The sequence below is a fragment of the Pantoea sp. X-Soil-OKNW-713 genome, assembly GCF_059730685.1.
Genome location: NZ_AP035995.1, coordinates 1,996,912 through 2,012,322, shown reverse-complemented (window position 1 = coordinate 2,012,322; position 15,411 = coordinate 1,996,912). Strand labels below are relative to the sequence as shown.

Sequence of the window (15,411 nt, the reverse complement as noted above, 5' to 3'; positions counted from 1 at the left end):
GAAAGCCAAATCGTTTTCAGGAAAAGCCGGCGATAAAGTCCACGAGGTCATCACCTAACAAGGTCAGATGCTTGCGCATCGCGTCGTGTGCGCCATCCGCATCATTACGTGCAATCGCGTCCAGAATCGCGCCATGTTCTTCCAGCGTTTTATTCACCCGCCCCGGATGAAAGGTGACGCGACGGCGGTAGACACCCACGCGATTGCGCAAGGCGCGCGTCTCTTCAGCTAAAAACTCGTTGCGCGCAAAGGTATAGATCGCCTCATGGAAATTGAGGTTCATATCATAAAAAGCCGCCGGTGAGATCGAGGTGCCTTGATCCGCCATCTGCTGCTGGATCTGGCGCAATTGCGCCAGTTGATCCGGGGAAATACGCCGTGCGGCAAGACGGGCGCACAGCCCTTCCAGCTCGGCCATCACCTGGAACATTTCCAGCAGCGTATTCATGCCCAACGCACGCACCATCACGCCCTGGCGGCCATTCAGATCCACCAGCCCGTCGGCTGCCAGTAGCCGAAAGGCTTCACGCACCGGGGTGCGCGATACCTCAAAACGTGCGGCAATTTCCTTTTCATCCAGCCGTTTACCCGGCTCCAGTGTGCCACTGGCGATCTCTTTTTCCAGCGTCTGTTTCAGACCATCCGCCAGCGAAGTTCCCGTCAGGCGGGAGAGGATTTTTTGCTCACTCATGGTGCTTTTTGCTCGTCAGGTTGCACTGATATGATCCGTTTTGCATACCTGAATGATAAACAGGTATACATCTATTGCTTCACTTGATAACGCGTATTGTCGCTGATTTCTGGCGCGGGTCAATGCCCTTTACGGAAGCTGGCACACATCCTGCAAGTCATGAATCGTAGCAAAGCCATTAAAAGTGCGATGCGATGTATACATAGAAGGATTATCACGACATCACCAGGCTATTTGACACCCGAGACCAGAGGATAAACCGATGCCAAGACTCACCTCGCAGTTCGTTCGCCGTTGTCTGACCGGATTGCTGTGCACCGCCTTGCTCAGCAGCGCCGCGCAGGCTGCTCAGGAGAAAGTTTCCGTGCGCCTGAAATGGTTGGCGCAGGCGCAGTTTGCCGGCTTTTATGTCGCCAAAGCCAAAGGGTTTTATGAACAACAGGGGCTGGACGTCACCATTAATCCGGGCGGCCCGAATATTAACGTCGAGACGTTAGTGGCATCCGGTGCCGATACCTTCGGTCTGGCGGGCGGTATGGAGAGTGTGCTGGCTGCACGCGAAAAAGGGTTGCCGATTGTCGCGCTGGCAATGTCGCAGCAACGCACCCCGTTTGTCTTCGTCACCTATGCCGATTCCGGTATCAACAGCTTTAAAGATTTTAAAGGTAAGAAGGTGTCAGTGTGGTTTACCGGCGTGCAATATCCGCTGCTGGCCTCGCTTGGCGCAGCCGGTTTGAAGAAAGAAGATATCACCCTGCTGCCGCAGTCGGTTTCGCTTAACCCGTTTATTGATAGGCAGGTCGATGTCGCTACCGTCACCCTGTACAACGAGTACAACACCCTGAAAGAGAAAGGCGTTACCAATCTCAAACTGATTTCCCCCGATGATGTCGGCGTCACCACCCAACAGGATGCGCTGATCACCTCAAAAGAGATGGTGGAAAAACATCCGCAGCAGGTGCAGGCGTTTGTCAATGCCACGCTGGAAGGCTGGCAATACGCGCTGACTCACCGCGCAGAAACCATCGATATTTTGATGAAAACCAACCCAAGCCTCAACCGTCAACACCAGGTCGCCATGCTCGACAGCGTCGCCAAACTGATGTACCCGCAAGGATCGCCAGGGCTGGGCAATGTCGACATGCCGAAAGCCGAGAAGATGATGAAGCTGCTGGTGCAGTACGGCGCACTGAAGCAACCGGTGGATGTGAATCAGACCTTTGATCTCAGCTTCTGGCAAAAGGTCCCGACGCAATACAAAACCCTTAACTGATCTCTGCGCGGAGAAGCCTGATGACCGTGGCACCGAAAAAACATCTGCCGTTGTTGCAGCTGGATAATTTATGGAAACGCTTTGGCGATGCGCAGCAACCGGTGATCGCCGTCTCCGGCGTCAACCTGACGGTGAATGAAGGCGAGTTTGTCACCCTGGTTGGCCCATCCGGCTGTGGTAAATCAACGTTATTTAACATGATTGCTGGCCTGCTTGATCCCGACAGCGACGGCGCGATCCTGTTTAAAGGCCAGTCACAGCGGGATGGTGAGTTGCTGGGCAAAGTGTCGTTTATGCCGCAGCGCGATCTGCTGCTGCCGTGGCGCACCATCATGGATAACGCAATTCTGGCACTGGAGTGTGAAGGCGTACCGCGCAAGGAGGCGCGCAAACGTGCTGAAGCGCTGTTTCCCAGCTTTGGCCTGAGTGGTTTTGAGCAAAGCTATCCCCACCAGCTTTCCGGCGGGATGCGTCAGCGCGTGGCGCTGATGCGTACCTTCCTGTTTCAACGCGACCTGATGCTGCTGGATGAGCCCTTTGGCGCGCTCGATGCCCTGACCCGCACCCTGATGCAGCGCTGGCTGCTTCAGCTGTGGGAGCAGAACCGCCGCACCATTCTGTTTATCACTCACGATATTGATGAAGCGATTTTCCTGGGCAGTAAAGTGGTGGTCATGAGCGCCCGTCCCGGCACCATTAAATGCGTCGAGCCTATTGATCTGCCGCGCCCGCGAACCCCGGATATCGTTACCTCCGCCGAGTTTATCGCCATCAAAAAACGGCTGCTGGACGCTATCGAGGAGGAGAGCATGAAGTCGTTTCGCTTTACCCAACACGAGGTGCAATCATGACGAAACGGCTGCTGACTCACCCGCTGGTGGTGACGGTGTTGCTGGTGCTGCTGTGCTGGCAGGGCAGCGTTACGCTGTTTTCCATCAGCCCGCGCTACCTGCCATCGCTGATGATGGTGGCGCAGGATATGCGGGCTAACGCCGATCAACTGTTGGCCAGCACCGGACGTACCGCGCTGGAAACCCTGCTTGGTTTTGCCCTCGGATCTGCCTTTGGCGTGGCGTGCGGCATCCTGTTCTTTTACGTTAGCTGGATCGATCGCGCCTGGTTTCCGTTGTTTGTGGTGTCACAAACCGTGCCGGTGATCGCTTTTGGCGCGCTGGTGGTGATCTGGTTCGGCAACACCTTGTTTGCCAAGGTGATGATCGCCTTTTACCTGACGTTTTTGCCGGTCACGTTAAATACCAAACGCGGGCTGCAAATGGTCGATCCACTGCATATCAGCTTGCTGCGTAGCTTTGGTGCCAGCGGCCTGAAACGTTTTCTGGTGTTGCACTTCCCCGCCGCCGCTCCTGCCATTTTTGTCGCGCTGAAACTGGGGATTTCCCTCAGTCTGGTCGGTGCGATTGTCGGTGAATGGTTCGGCGATACCGTGGGCCTCGGCGTGCTGCTGATCCAGTCGATGTACAACGAAGACGTGGTGCGCATGTGGACGCTGATCGTCATCTGTGGGCTGACTGGCGCGCTGCTCTACAGCGTGGTGGAGCGTTGCGAGCGTAAACTGGCCTGGTGGGGGAAATAATCGTGACGCGTAAATTCCTGCCACCGCTGTTTGGCGTGCTCAGCCTGATCCTGTTGTGGGAAGGCAGCATCTGGCTGTTTCACATTCCCCCCTTTGTCCTGCCTTCGTTGCACAGCATCGTGCTGGCGGTGGTGAGCAACGGTAGCAGCCTGTGGATTTCGATGGGCTGGACACTGGTTGAGGCCTTGAGCGGCTTTGCCCTTGGCCTGCTGGTCGGTCTGTCACTCGCCATGTTAATGACCGTGTTCCGTCCGCTGGAGGCGATCCTGATGCCGCTGGCGGTGGCGATTAACTCGGTGCCAACCGTGGCCTGGATCCCCCTGGCGCTGATCTGGTTTGGTATGGGCGCACTGTCAAAAGTCGTGCTGGTGATCCTGGCGGTGAGCTTTGTGATTCTGGTCAACAGCCTGCACGGGCTGAAACAGGCCGACCCGCAGATCATCAATCTGATGCGCAGCTTTGGTGCCAGCCGCCTGACCATCATGCGTAAACTGCAACTCCCTGCTGCGTTACCCAATATTGTCAGCGGCCTGCGCGTAGGCCTGGTACGCAGCATTATCGTCGCGATCGTTGCAGAAATGCTCGGCGCGTATCAGGGCATCGGCTGGACGATTTTTCAATCCACGCAGCAGGTGGATCTGCTCACCGTCTGGGCCGCCGTGGTCGTCTCTTCACTGGTCAGCATCGCGCTTTATGGCCTGCTGGCCTGGCTCGACACAACCTTTATCTGGTGGAAATAATCATGACGCAAACCGAACAGCAACTCCGCATTCAGCTTGCCGCCTGTTATCGGCTGGTGGCGCATTTCGGCATGGATGACCTGATTTATAACCATATCTCGGTACGTCTGCCGGGGCCGGAACACCATTTCCTGATCAACCCATACGGGCTGTTTTTCTCTGAGATCACCGCCTCCAGCCTGATCAAAATCGACCTGGAAGGCCATGCGCTGGAACCGAGTGATTACGAGGTGAACCGTGCGGGCTTTGTGATCCATAGCGCCATCCACGCGGCGCGCGAAGATGCCATCTGCGTGTTACATACCCACTCGGATGCGGCAACGGCGGTGTCGGCGCTGGAGGAAGGCTTACAGCCGGTGAGCCAGTTTGCTATGCACTTCTGGAATCGTCTCGGTTACCACGCCTATGAAGGTGTGGCGCTGGATACCGACGAGCGGGCACGACTGGTGCGCGATCTCGGCCCACATCAGGTGATGGTGCTGCGCAATCACGGCATTCTTGCCGCCGGTCGAACCATCCCGGAAGCCTTTATGCTGGCGTACTACTTCGAACGAGCTGCCCGCATTCAACTGATGGCTCAGGGCAGCGGCAGCAAGCTGTTGTTGCCGCCGGAAGCGGTCTCCGAGAAAGCCGCCCGCCAGTTTAACCAATGTGAGGGGGATATTCGCCTGCGCGGTGAGCGCGAGTGGCCCGCCTTTATCCGTCTGCTGGACAAACTTGATCCCAGCTACCGTCAGTAAACATTCAGGAGGTTACCGATGTTAGAGTTACGCCCGTTAACAGACCATATCGGCATGGAAGTGCTGAACGTCGATGCCACACAACCGATTGATCCCGCCACCTTTGCCGCGTTGCGCGACGCACTGAATACTCATTCTGTCCTGCTGCTTCGTAACCAGCCGGTCAGTGAAGCGCAGCATGTGGCGTTTGCGCGTGAATTTGGCGAGCTTCAGGTTCATGTGCTGAGTCAGTACCTGACCACGCCCTACCCGGAACTGTACGTGTTATCGAATGTGAAGCAGGACGGTAAACCGATTGGCAACCATAAAGAGGGCTGGAACTGGCACTCTGACTGGTCTTATTACGAAGTGCCTTGCTTTGGCTCGGTGCTGCACGCGGTAGAAGTGCCACCGGTCGGCGCGGATACGCTGTTTTCCTCAATGTTTGCTGCTTATGATGCGCTGGATGAGGACACCAAACGTCTGATCCAACCGCTGAGCGCGGTACACTCCTACTCCACGTATTACGCCAAAGCCTTCGCCGACCGGGAGCCGCTGAGCGCGGAGCAACAAGCCGCTACGCCGGATGTGGTGCATCCTCTGGTGCGCCGCCATCAGGAAACCGGACGTCCTTCGTTGTTTGTCGGACAGGACATTGTCAAAGAGATCGTCGGTCTGGCGCCGGAAGAGAGCGCAGCCTTGCTGGCACGCCTCAACGCGCACGCCATCAGCGAAGCCTTTACCTACCGCCATAAGTGGCAGGCGCATGATCTGCTGATCTGGGATAACCGCTGCACCATGCACCAGGCCACGCCGTATGACGATGTGGCCTACCGCCGCGTGATGCATCGCGCCACGGTGAAAGGCAGCGAACGCCCGCAGGCGATGGTGTAAAGCATGGCGCAATCCGGCGAACGACTGCATCGGGCGTTGCTCCAGGCGTATAAGCAACGCCATCTGAATAGCCTGAGCTGGCTGGCTGCTGAATCCGCGCTGGCAGCCGCCACCGTTGACAGCACCGCACCGCTCGCCGGTTTGCCGCTGGTGGTAAAAGATAATATTGATGTCGCAGGCATGCCGACCAGCATCGGCACGGCGCTTCTGGCAGAAGAACGGGTCAGCCACAGCGCTGAACTGGTTACCCGTCTGCAACAGGCCGGCGCGATTATTATCGGCAAAGCCAGCATGCATGAGCTGGCTTCCGGCACCAGCGGGTTAAATGCGGCACGCGGTGATGTGTTACACCCTTTTTTACCTGGCTGCGTGGTGGGCGGCTCCTCCAGCGGCAGCGCGGCAGCAGTGGCTGCTGGCATCGTGCCAGCCAGCATTGGCACCGATACCGGCGCATCGGTCCGGCTTCCCGCCTCTTTTTGTGGATTGATCGGCTTTCGTCCTTCGCTGCTGCGCTACCCACAACAGGGCATCGCACCGATCTCGATCAGTCGCGACACCGCCGGTATCCTGGCGCAGCATATTGACGATGTGATGGCACTGGATAGCGCCATCAGCGGTGAATTCGAACACCCCGCGGTGGCGCTGGCGGATTTACGCCTTGGCGTACCGCGCGCGCATTTCTGGCACGGTTGTGAGCCTGCGGTGGCCTCAGCTGCGGAGAAGGTGTTGCAGCAACTGCGCGATCGTGGCGTGACCTTGATTGAGGTGGAAATCGCCCAGGTAGCCCAACTGGCGGTGCAGGCCGGTTATCCAATGGCCTCGTTTGAGATGTTGCGCGATCTGCCACGTTATCTGCAACAACGTGGTAGCCAGTACCGTTTTTCTCAGTTGCAACAGGCGGTGAAAAGCCCCGATGTACAGGCGTTGTTGGCAGATGCCGCGACCGTCAGCGAAGCGCAATATCATGCGGCAATGACGCAGTGGAAACCGCAGCTCACCGCGCGCTATCAGGCGGTTTTTCAGCAACATCAACTTGATGGTCTGATTTTCCCCACCGTGCCGCTGCTGCCACCTACGATATCAACAGCCAACGCGCTGTTTCGGCAACTGATTGCCAATTGTGAACCCGCCACCGTGGTGGGGCTGCCCTGTATCAGCCTGCCGCTGGCGCAGACGCCAGAGGGCATTCCGGTGGGGATCGAGTTGCAATTCGCGGCGGGTGAGGATCGGCGACTGCTGGCAGTGGCAAGCGCCCTGATGGCCCGGTAGCGGCGCGATTTATCGCGCGCCCTTCCGCTGGTGCACGTAAACCCGCGCGATAAATCGCGCCGCTACGAGCGAAAGATGAATCAAGCCGTGTCGAACGAAAAAAGGCGCAGTGGTCAGCTCCGCCTTGATTCAAGTTCCGGTCAGTGGGCCTGGCCGGTCAGTTGCAAAAGGGCAACGATGATCTGGTAGCGGCGCGATTTATCGCGCGCCCTTCCGCTGGTGCACGAAACCCCGCGCGATAAATCGCGCCGCTACGAGCGAAAGATGAATCAGGCCGTGTCGAACGAAAAAAGGCGCAGTGGTCAGCTCCGCCTTGATTCAAGTTCCGGTCAGTGGGCCTGACCGGTCAGTTGCAAAAGGGCAACGATGATCTGGTAGCGGCGCGATTTATCGCGCGCCCTTCCGCTGGTGCACGAAACCCCGCGCGATAAATCGCGCCGCTACGAGCGAAAGATGAATCAAGCCGTGTCGAACGAAAAAAGGCGGAGTGGTTAGCTCCGCCTTGATTCAAGTTCCGGTCAGTGGGCCTGACCGGTCAGTTGCAAAAGGGCAACGATGATCTGGTAGCGGCGCGATTTATCGCGCGCCCTTCCGCTGGTGCACGTAAACCCGCGCGATAAATCGCGCCGCTACGAGCGAAAGATGAATCAGGCCGTGTCGAACGAAAAAAGGCGGAGTGGTTAGCTCCGCCTTGATTCAAGTTCCGGTCAGTGGGCCTGACCGGTCAGTTGCAAAAGGGCAACGATGATCTGCAAGATAACCCGGACCAGGTCCAACAGTAATCTAATCAGTTCCATCACTTTCCTTCTCCCGTGACAGGAGCGCGCCTTGCGACATTCGGGACTTTGACTCCACCCGCCGAACGCCTTAGCACATCTGTGATGAGTGCTGAGCGGCGCTCATTGTGAAAGCCACAGGCCAGCACCACCTGGTACCTGCCGGGATTTTGACAATCCGCGCCCCTGGGAGTCATCAGTAAGCAATGAGATCACGCCCGGCACTCAACACCTGTATAACCATACAGTAATTTTCCTGAACTTGAAATCTTTCTCTGCACAATTTATGATTCGTTTTGTGATGAGTGCTGAGCACCCCGTTCACCACCCGGTTACCAGCCGTTACGTGAACAAAAATAAAGGATTTGGCGTTGCTGCCAAATCCTTTTTTATTGCCCGTCATTTGAGTCCTGTATCAGGACTTGTCAGCCGGTAACGTCACCCAATAACCCAGCTGATACGGCAACGGCAGGAATTTTTCGTGGAATTCACGGAAGGTCGCATCCGGGTCGAGATCGGCAAACAACTCGGGATGCAGCCACTTCGCCAGCGCCTGAATAGCGACAAACTGATAAGGGCTGTCGTAGAACTGATGCCAGATCGCATGGGCATTGCCGTTATGTGCCACCGGCAAGGTTTTGAACGCATCGCGCATCATCAATGTGCGCAGACGCGCTTCCGCTTCTTTCGTGTCAGCCCCCGGCCCCACACCCACCCATTTACCCACGGTGTTGTAGTTCTTCCAGTTGGCACCGGTCACCACCACCACATCCGGCTGACTGGCGATAATCTGTTCAGGATTCAGGGTGCCAAAGGTGCCAGGAATCAGGTCTTTCGCGATATTGCTGCCGCCCGCCAGTTCCACCATCTGACCGAAGTTCTCGTTGCCAAATGACATACAGCATTCGTCGGTATAACCCCCGGCACGGTCAATCATCACTTTCGGGCGTTTGCCGTCAAAGTTCTTCAGGCGATCGGTCACTTTGGCAATCGCTGCACGACGGAACGCGATAATTTCTTCCGCGCGCTGCGGTTTGTTGACCAGTTCACCCATGATGCGGATGCTCTGCTCGGCGTGCTCCATCGGTTTCTCACGGAAATCGATAAACACCACCGGAATGCCCACCGCCTGCAACTTCTCGATCAGTTTGCCTTCGTCGGTCGCCGCTTTGGATTCGAGGTTCATCAACACCAAATCAGGTTTCAGCGTCAGCGCCTGTTCGACGTTGAAGGTGCCATCTTTTGCCCCACCGAAAGTCGGTAACGTCTTGATTTGCGGATAACGTTTCTCATACGCCATGTAGCCATCGTAATCCGCCTTGTGGAAATCATCGCGCCAGCCTACCACGCGCTGAAAAGGGGTCGCCGTATCGAAGGCCGCCAGCAGGTACATCTGTCGCCCTTCCCCCAGAATGATACGTTTTGACTCCTGCGCTACCTCAACCTGGCGTCCGGCCACATCGGTAATAACTTTGGCAGACGAACTTAAGGAAAACGTCAGTAACCCCAGCGCTAACATCCAATTCTTCATGTGATCTACCCATACAGATGATAATGATTATTATTAATGCATTTCGCGGCGTCACTATTACCTGGCGGAAAGAAAATGAAAAGCCTTCACGACACATTTTTTTACATCCCGCTGGCTGTGTCGCCGCTCACAAAACGTGCGTCTTTCGTGAAAACCCTCACAACACCCCATGCAATTGCCCAATTTATCGCCGCGATTTACCGCATTTTGGCTAATGCGTAAACAAAAGGTGAACGCTAGATTAAAAAATGAAACAACGTTTTAATTTTTCATTAACACCCAGGTATGGGTATGTATTCCCGGAGGAGTTGCCGTGAAGATCAGCGCCATTGATGTCACCCTGTTCAGTTACCCCACCCGCCGTGTATCGGATAGCGCCGGGCATTCACATCCCGGTCCGGAAAGCGATGCACAACTGGCCATGCTTACCCTGACCAGCGAAGACGGCCACTGCGGCTATGCCTTCGCGCCGGCGGAAGTGATTCGCCCACATGTGGTCAACGCCTTCTTCCGCAAAGTGTTGCTGGGGCAAAACGCTTTTGATCGTGAACGGTTATGGCAGGATTTGGTGCACTGGCAACGCGGCAGCGCCCATCAGTTAACGGAGCGCGCCCTGTCGGCGGTGGAACAGGCGTTGTGGGACCTGATTGGCCGAAAATTACAACTGCCGGTGCATAAACTGCTCGGCGGCTACCGCGACACCATCCCCGCCTATGGCAGCACCATGTGTGGCGATCAACTGGAAGGTGGCTTATCGACCCCCGATGAATACGCACAGTTTGCCGAGCAACTGGTGGCGCGCGGTTATCGCGCGATTAAGCTGCATACCTGGATGCCGCCGGTGTCGTTTGCGCCCAGCCCGATCATGGACATCAAAGCCTGTGCGGCGGTGCGGGAAGCGGTTGGACCGGATATCGCCCTGATGCTGGACGGCTACCACTGGTACAGCCGCAGCGATGCCCTCACCATTGGTAAGGCGCTGGAAAAACTCAACTTCACCTGGTTTGAAGAACCGATGGAAGAAGAGAGCATGGCCTCTTATGCCTGGCTGGCAGATAACCTGAGCATTGATGTGCTTGGCCCGGAAAGCCTCGGCGGCAAACATCACAGCCGCGCTGACTGGGTGCGTGCCGGAGCCTGCGACATTCTGCGTGCCGGGGCCAACGGCGTCGGTGGGATCTCGGCCACCCTGAAAGTCGCCAGTCTGGCCGAAGCCTTTGGCATGGATTGTGAAGTCCACGGCAACGGTGCCGCCAGCCTGGCGGTGGTGGGCGCCATCCGCAACTGCCGCTGGTACGAACGAGGCTTACTGCATCCGTTCCTCGATTACGAGCAACCGCCTGCGTATCTCAACAGCCTGGTTGACCCGATGGATGACCAGGGTTTTGTGCATCTGCCAACCCGCCCCGGACTGGGCGAGGATATCAACTTTAGCTGGATTGAAACCCATACCCTGAATCGCTGGTAACACCGACACAAGCAGTACGGCAAACAACAATAAACCTCTGACCTGCTGGACTTTGCTTATGAATCTTTTGCTCCGTTGCACAGCGTGCTGTATGGCGCTGCTGCTGATGGCGGCCAGCCCCGGTTTGCGGGCCGCCACGCCGGATGATCAGCTGATCGTCGGCATGAATATGAACAACCTGTTAACCCTCGATCCCGCCGCCATGACCGGTAATGAAGTGGTAGGCATCGTGGTGAATCTGTATGACGGGCTGGTGGAGCTGGACCCACGCCAGCTCACCCATGTCCGTCCGGCGCTGGCGGAACGCTGGGAGATTAGCCCGGACAACCGCCAGCTCACCTTTCACTTACGTGACAATGTCACCTTTCATTCCGGTAATCCGCTCTCCAGTGAGGATGTGGTGTGGTCGATGCGCCGGGTGTTGCACCTGAATCTGGCCCAGGCGTCGGTGTGGAAATCCTATGGTTTCAGCAAAGACAATGTCGACCAGATGATAACCGCACCGGACGCACGCACCGTCGTCCTGCGTCTGCCAAAAGCCAACGACCCGCTGCTGGTACTGTATTCCCTGGCTGCGCTCGGCAGCATGGTGGTATTGGACAGCAAAACCGTGCAGGCGCATGCCAGCAACGGGGACTGGGGCAACCGCTGGCTGACCACCCATGAAGCCGGTTCCGGCCCGTTTCGCCTCGATGTCTGGCAGGCGAAAGACGTGCTGCGTATGAATCGCGATCCTGACTACTGGCGGGGCGCACCGAAGCTGTCGCGCGTGGTGTTCCGCCATTTGCAGGAGTCGCAGACGCTGCGCCTGATGATGGAAAAAGGCGATATCGATATTGCCAGCAATATGGCGATCCCGGACGTCAAAGCGCTGCGCCACGACCCGGATCTCACCGTCGATGCGGTGCCCAAAGGCACAATTTACTATCTGGCGATGAGCATGAAGGATAAGCATTTCGCCAGTGCCAAAGTGCGCGAGGCGGTACGCTATCTGGTGGATTATCAGGGCATCAACAAAAGCCTGATGGCGGGTTATGGCGAACTGCATCAACGTCCGATTCAGGCCGGGATGCCCGCCACCCTTCCCGACCCTGGCTACAAACTGGATATCCCCCGCGCCAAAGCGTTGCTGGCGGAAGCCGGTTATCCCAATGGGTTTGACACCACCCTGCGCGTGCTGGCAGACCAACCGTTTCTGAATATCGCCATCGCCATTCAGTCCACGCTGATGCAGGGCGGTATTCGCGCCAAAATCGTCACCGGCACCGGTAACCAGATCTATGGCGCGATGCGTGAACGTCAGTTCAATCTGTTGGTCGGACGTGGCGGCAGCGGCGTGGAACCGCATCCCCACTCCAGCCTGCGTTCGCTGGTCTACAACCCGAACAACGCCGATAGCGCCAGACTGACCAATTTCCAGGGATGGCGTACCGGTTTCTACGATGCGCAACTCAACCAGATGATCGACCAGGCGCTGCTGGAACGCGACAGCATCCGGCAACAGCAGGATTACTTCGCCATTCAACGTCGCTACGACCAGTTGATACCGGCGTTGATGCCCATCTCGCAAATGGTCGATTCCGTGGTGGTGAATAACCGGGTACAGGATTATATCCCGCATCCTTCGGCCACCACCTTTTTGCGCGACGTATGGAAAACCCCGGATAGCCTGGCAGGAGGTACGCCATGAAACTGACGCGAAGCCACTGGCGGCGCATCCGCAGCCGTGGATGGCAGGTGCTGATCACCCTGATGGGCCTGCTGCTGTTGACCTTCTTTATCGGTCGCGTGATGCCGCTCGATCCGGTGCTGGCGATTGTCGGACCGGATGCCGATCACGCCACTTATCAGCAGGTTTATCATCAACTCGGCTTTGATAAACCCTTGTGGGTGCAGTTTGTCATCTACCTCAATGGCCTGCTGCACGGCAATCTTGGCATGGCGCTGCTGACCGGCCAGCCAGTGATCAACGATATCCTGCGCGTCTTCCCGGCCACGGTGGAACTGGCGACGCTGGCGATTGTGATCGGCACCGGGCTGGGTGTACCGCTCGGCGTCTGGGCGGCGGCACGACGCAATGGCGTGGTGGATTATGTGGTGCGCATCATCAGCCTGGCGGGTTACTCGACACCAATTTTTTGGGTCGGGATGGTGGGCCTGCTGCTGTTCTACGCCCATCTCGGCTGGGTCGGTGGTGCCGGACGGGTGGATTTCAGCCTGGACGGTCTGGTGCCGCGCCGCACCGGGTTGCTGTTGGTCGATGCGTTGCTGGCCGGAAATGGCAGCGTGTTCGCCAGCGCGCTCAATCATCTGATCCTGCCCGCTTCTCTGCTCGGCTTTCACTCGCTGGCGTATATCAGCCGCATGACGCGCAGTTTTATGCTGGCGCAACTGACGCAGGAGTTCATTCTGACGGCGCGCGTGAAGGGGCTGACCGAGTGGCAGGTGATCTGGCAACACGCCTTTCGCAATATCCTGGTCCAGCTGTTGACGGTAGTGGCGCTGGCCTACGGCTCGTTGCTGGAAGGCGCGGTGCTGATCGAAACGGTGTTTTCCTGGCCGGGATTTGGTTCCTATCTCACCGGCAGCCTGATGCTGGGCGATATGAATGCGGTGATGGGCTGCGTGCTGGTGGTCGGCCTGATTTTTGTCCTGCTTAACCTGATTTCTGACCTGCTTTATCAGGTATTCGACCCGAGGACTAAAGTATGACGATTTCGCTGGATACCCCTTACACCAGCGCGGCGCAGGAGCGTCTGGCACGCTTCCGCCGTTTTGCGTCCCGTAGCGGCCAGTTTATCTGGCGTATGGCCTGCAATCCGCTGACCGCCATTGGCGGTGCGATCATTCTGTTGTTGCTGGTAACGGCGCTGTTTGCGCCGTGGATCGCGCCATACCATCCGCTGATTCAGGATCTCAATAACGCCCTGAGTCCCCCCAGCGCGCAGCACTGGTTTGGCACCGACGAATTCGGTCGCGACATTTTCAGCCGTCTGGTATGGGGGGCGCGCATCACGCTGTATATCGTGCTGCTGGTGTCGGTCACGGTCGGCCCGCTTGGCCTGCTGCTGGGCGTAACCGCCGGGTATTTTGGCGGCAAGGTGGATAGCGTGCTGATGCGCGTCACCGATATCTTTATCTCCTTCCCCAGTCTGGTGCTGGCACTGGCCTTTGTCGCCGCGCTTGGTCCTGGTCTGGAACATGTGGTGATCGCCATTACCCTTACCGCCTGGCCGCCCATCGCCCGTCTGGCGCGTGCCGAAGCGTTGTCGCTGCGGCAGGCGGATTTTATCTCTGCGGTGCGTTTACAGGGTGCCTCGCCGCTGCGCGTGCTGTGGAAACATATTGTCCCGCTGTGCCTGCCGTCAGTGATTATCCGTATCACCATGAATATGGCGGGCATCATTCTCACCGCTGCCGGGCTGGGCTTTCTCGGCCTCGGCGCACAGCCGCCGGACCCGGAATGGGGTGCGATGATCGCCAGCGGTCGCAGCTATATGCTGGAGTGCTGGTGGGTGGTGACGGTGCCAGGTCTGGCGATTCTGGTGAACAGTCTGGCGTTTAATTTCTTAGGAGATGGCTTACGTGACATCCTCGATCCCCGTAGCGAGTAACGCCCCGCCGTTACTCGACGTAGCAGATTTACAGGTCAGTTTTGCACAGGGACGCCAGCTTACCCCGGCGGTGCGTGGCGTCTCCTTCCAGCTTGGGCAGGAGAAACTGGCGATTGTCGGCGAATCCGGTTCAGGTAAATCCACCGTTGGCCGCGCCCTGTTGCAGTTACATCCGCGAAGCGCGCAGATCAGCGCACAACGTATGCAATTTGGTGAGGTGGACCTGCTGCGTGCCACCCCGGCGGAGATGCGTGCTATCCGGGGGAAACGTATCTCAATGATTATGCAGGACCCGAAATACTCCCTCAATCCGGTGGTGCGAATCGGTGAACAGATCGCCGAAGCCTGGCGCAGCCATCACCCCGGCCAGCGCAATGAAGCCCGTCAGCGTGCGCTGGCGATGCTGGATGTGGTGCGCATCCGCGATCCGGAACGGGTGTATCAACTCTATCCACACGAAATCTCCGGTGGACAAGGGCAACGCGTGATGATCGCCATGATGTTGATCACCGACCCGGAGCTGGTGATCGCTGATGAACCCACCTCAGCGCTGGATATTTCCGTGCGCTTGCAGGTGCTGGGCCTGCTGGATGATCTGGTGAAGCAACGCGGGCTGGGGCTGATTTTTATCAGCCACGACATCAATCTGGTGCGCCATTTTTGCGACCGGGTGTTGGTGATGTATGCCGGGCGGGTGGTGGAGTCGCTAGCCGCCGCCGACCTCGATCGGGCGCAGCATCCCTACACCCAGGGGTTACTGGCGGCGCTGCCCGATATCGACCAACGTCGCCCACGGCTGCCGGTGCTACAACGTCAGGCCAGCTGGCTGCAACCTTAAGGAG

Annotated in this window: 16 protein-coding genes; 13 read left to right on the top strand and 3 right to left on the bottom strand. The window is 57.6% G+C overall.

What is annotated here, in order from left to right; all coding sequences use genetic code 11:
* Positions 1-16: 16 nt before the first annotated feature.
* Positions 17-691 (bottom strand): GntR family transcriptional regulator, encoded by a 675-nt coding sequence (locus AC6I8R_RS09350; protein WP_021183343.1) that lies wholly within the window; start codon positions 689-691, stop codon positions 17-19.
* A gap of 262 nt (positions 692-953) precedes the next feature.
* Between AC6I8R_RS09350 and AC6I8R_RS09345 the strand changes: the two genes are divergently transcribed.
* Genes AC6I8R_RS09345 through AC6I8R_RS09315 form a run of 7 tightly spaced genes read left to right on the top strand, consistent with a single transcriptional unit; the run spans position 954 to position 7,180 of the window.
* Complete coding sequence (locus AC6I8R_RS09345; protein WP_415173370.1) at positions 954-1,964, top strand: ABC transporter substrate-binding protein; 1,011 nt, start codon at positions 954-956, stop codon at positions 1,962-1,964.
* 20 nt (positions 1,965-1,984) lie between these two features.
* Positions 1,985-2,815, top strand: coding sequence for an ABC transporter ATP-binding protein (locus tag AC6I8R_RS09340; RefSeq protein ID WP_497832152.1), 831 nt, complete (start codon positions 1,985-1,987; stop codon positions 2,813-2,815).
* Complete coding sequence (locus AC6I8R_RS09335) at positions 2,812-3,558, top strand: ABC transporter permease (RefSeq protein WP_415173368.1); 747 nt, start codon at positions 2,812-2,814, stop codon at positions 3,556-3,558. Before AC6I8R_RS09340 ends, AC6I8R_RS09335 begins: the two co-directional genes overlap by 4 nt.
* A gap of 2 nt (positions 3,559-3,560) precedes the next feature.
* Complete coding sequence (locus AC6I8R_RS09330; RefSeq protein ID WP_497832151.1) at positions 3,561-4,298, top strand: ABC transporter permease; 738 nt, start codon at positions 3,561-3,563, stop codon at positions 4,296-4,298.
* 2 nt (positions 4,299-4,300) lie between these two features.
* Complete coding sequence (locus AC6I8R_RS09325) at positions 4,301-5,038, top strand: class II aldolase/adducin family protein (RefSeq protein WP_415173367.1); 738 nt, start codon at positions 4,301-4,303, stop codon at positions 5,036-5,038.
* Between the two features lie 18 nt (positions 5,039-5,056).
* Positions 5,057-5,911 carry a TauD/TfdA dioxygenase family protein gene (locus AC6I8R_RS09320; RefSeq protein ID WP_415173366.1) on the top strand — a complete coding sequence of 285 codons (855 nt, stop codon included), beginning with the start codon at positions 5,057-5,059 and terminating at the stop codon, positions 5,909-5,911.
* A gap of 3 nt (positions 5,912-5,914) precedes the next feature.
* Entirely contained in the window at positions 5,915-7,180 is a 1,266-nt protein-coding gene (locus tag AC6I8R_RS09315) for an amidase family protein (RefSeq protein WP_497832150.1), read from the top strand.
* Between the two features lie 972 nt (positions 7,181-8,152).
* On the opposite strand, the gene AC6I8R_RS09310 is transcribed toward AC6I8R_RS09315, so the two are convergent.
* Together AC6I8R_RS09310 and AC6I8R_RS09305 are read right to left on the bottom strand one after the other, a co-directional pair.
* On the bottom strand, positions 8,153-8,359 hold the full coding sequence (locus tag AC6I8R_RS09310; RefSeq protein ID WP_036625280.1) for a hypothetical protein: 207 nt from the start codon (positions 8,357-8,359) through the stop codon (positions 8,153-8,155).
* Between the two features lie 12 nt (positions 8,360-8,371).
* Positions 8,372-9,487 (bottom strand): ABC transporter substrate-binding protein, encoded by a 1,116-nt coding sequence (locus tag AC6I8R_RS09305; RefSeq protein WP_497832149.1) that lies wholly within the window; start codon positions 9,485-9,487, stop codon positions 8,372-8,374.
* 75 nt (positions 9,488-9,562) lie between these two features.
* On the opposite strand from AC6I8R_RS09305, the gene AC6I8R_RS09300 reads away from it, so the two are divergent.
* From AC6I8R_RS09300 to AC6I8R_RS09275, 6 genes are all read left to right on the top strand, one after another.
* Positions 9,563-9,709 carry a hypothetical protein gene (locus AC6I8R_RS09300; RefSeq protein WP_021183353.1) on the top strand — a complete coding sequence of 49 codons (147 nt, stop codon included), beginning with the start codon at positions 9,563-9,565 and terminating at the stop codon, positions 9,707-9,709.
* A 91-nt stretch (positions 9,710-9,800) separates the two neighbouring features.
* Positions 9,801-10,955, top strand: coding sequence for a mandelate racemase family protein (locus AC6I8R_RS09295; protein ID WP_021183354.1), 1,155 nt, complete (start codon positions 9,801-9,803; stop codon positions 10,953-10,955).
* 58 nt (positions 10,956-11,013) lie between these two features.
* The gene (locus AC6I8R_RS09290) at positions 11,014-12,645 is read left to right on the top strand and encodes an ABC transporter substrate-binding protein (RefSeq protein ID WP_497832148.1); all 1,632 of its coding nucleotides are present in this window, start codon (positions 11,014-11,016) and stop codon (positions 12,643-12,645) included.
* Positions 12,642-13,667: an ABC transporter permease gene (locus AC6I8R_RS09285; protein ID WP_021183356.1), complete on the top strand. Its 1,026-nt coding sequence runs from the start codon at positions 12,642-12,644 to the stop codon at positions 13,665-13,667. Before AC6I8R_RS09290 ends, AC6I8R_RS09285 begins: the two co-directional genes overlap by 4 nt.
* Positions 13,664-14,569 carry an ABC transporter permease gene (locus AC6I8R_RS09280; RefSeq protein WP_021183357.1) on the top strand — a complete coding sequence of 302 codons (906 nt, stop codon included), beginning with the start codon at positions 13,664-13,666 and terminating at the stop codon, positions 14,567-14,569. Before AC6I8R_RS09285 ends, AC6I8R_RS09280 begins: the two co-directional genes overlap by 4 nt.
* Positions 14,541-15,407, top strand: coding sequence for an ABC transporter ATP-binding protein (locus AC6I8R_RS09275; protein WP_415173377.1), 867 nt, complete (start codon positions 14,541-14,543; stop codon positions 15,405-15,407). Before AC6I8R_RS09280 ends, AC6I8R_RS09275 begins: the two co-directional genes overlap by 29 nt.
* Positions 15,408-15,411 lie beyond the last annotated feature (4 nt).

Coding starts and splice junctions, on each gene's coding strand:
- AC6I8R_RS09350 (WP_021183343.1), bottom strand. CDS start 691: ATGAGTGAGCAAAAAATCCTCTCCCGCCTGACGGGAACTTCGCTGGCG.
- AC6I8R_RS09345 (WP_415173370.1), top strand. CDS start 954: ATGCCAAGACTCACCTCGCAGTTCGTTCGCCGTTGTCTGACCGGATTG.
- AC6I8R_RS09340 (WP_497832152.1), top strand. CDS start 1,985: ATGACCGTGGCACCGAAAAAACATCTGCCGTTGTTGCAGCTGGATAAT.
- AC6I8R_RS09335 (WP_415173368.1), top strand. CDS start 2,812: ATGACGAAACGGCTGCTGACTCACCCGCTGGTGGTGACGGTGTTGCTG.
- AC6I8R_RS09325 (WP_415173367.1), top strand. CDS start 4,301: ATGACGCAAACCGAACAGCAACTCCGCATTCAGCTTGCCGCCTGTTAT.
- AC6I8R_RS09320 (WP_415173366.1), top strand. CDS start 5,057: ATGTTAGAGTTACGCCCGTTAACAGACCATATCGGCATGGAAGTGCTG.
- AC6I8R_RS09315 (WP_497832150.1), top strand. CDS start 5,915: ATGGCGCAATCCGGCGAACGACTGCATCGGGCGTTGCTCCAGGCGTAT.
- AC6I8R_RS09310 (WP_036625280.1), bottom strand. CDS start 8,359: ATGACGGGCAATAAAAAAGGATTTGGCAGCAACGCCAAATCCTTTATT.
- AC6I8R_RS09305 (WP_497832149.1), bottom strand. CDS start 9,487: ATGAAGAATTGGATGTTAGCGCTGGGGTTACTGACGTTTTCCTTAAGT.
- AC6I8R_RS09300 (WP_021183353.1), top strand. CDS start 9,563: ATGAAAAGCCTTCACGACACATTTTTTTACATCCCGCTGGCTGTGTCG.
- AC6I8R_RS09290 (WP_497832148.1), top strand. CDS start 11,014: ATGAATCTTTTGCTCCGTTGCACAGCGTGCTGTATGGCGCTGCTGCTG.
- AC6I8R_RS09285 (WP_021183356.1), top strand. CDS start 12,642: ATGAAACTGACGCGAAGCCACTGGCGGCGCATCCGCAGCCGTGGATGG.
- AC6I8R_RS09280 (WP_021183357.1), top strand. CDS start 13,664: ATGACGATTTCGCTGGATACCCCTTACACCAGCGCGGCGCAGGAGCGT.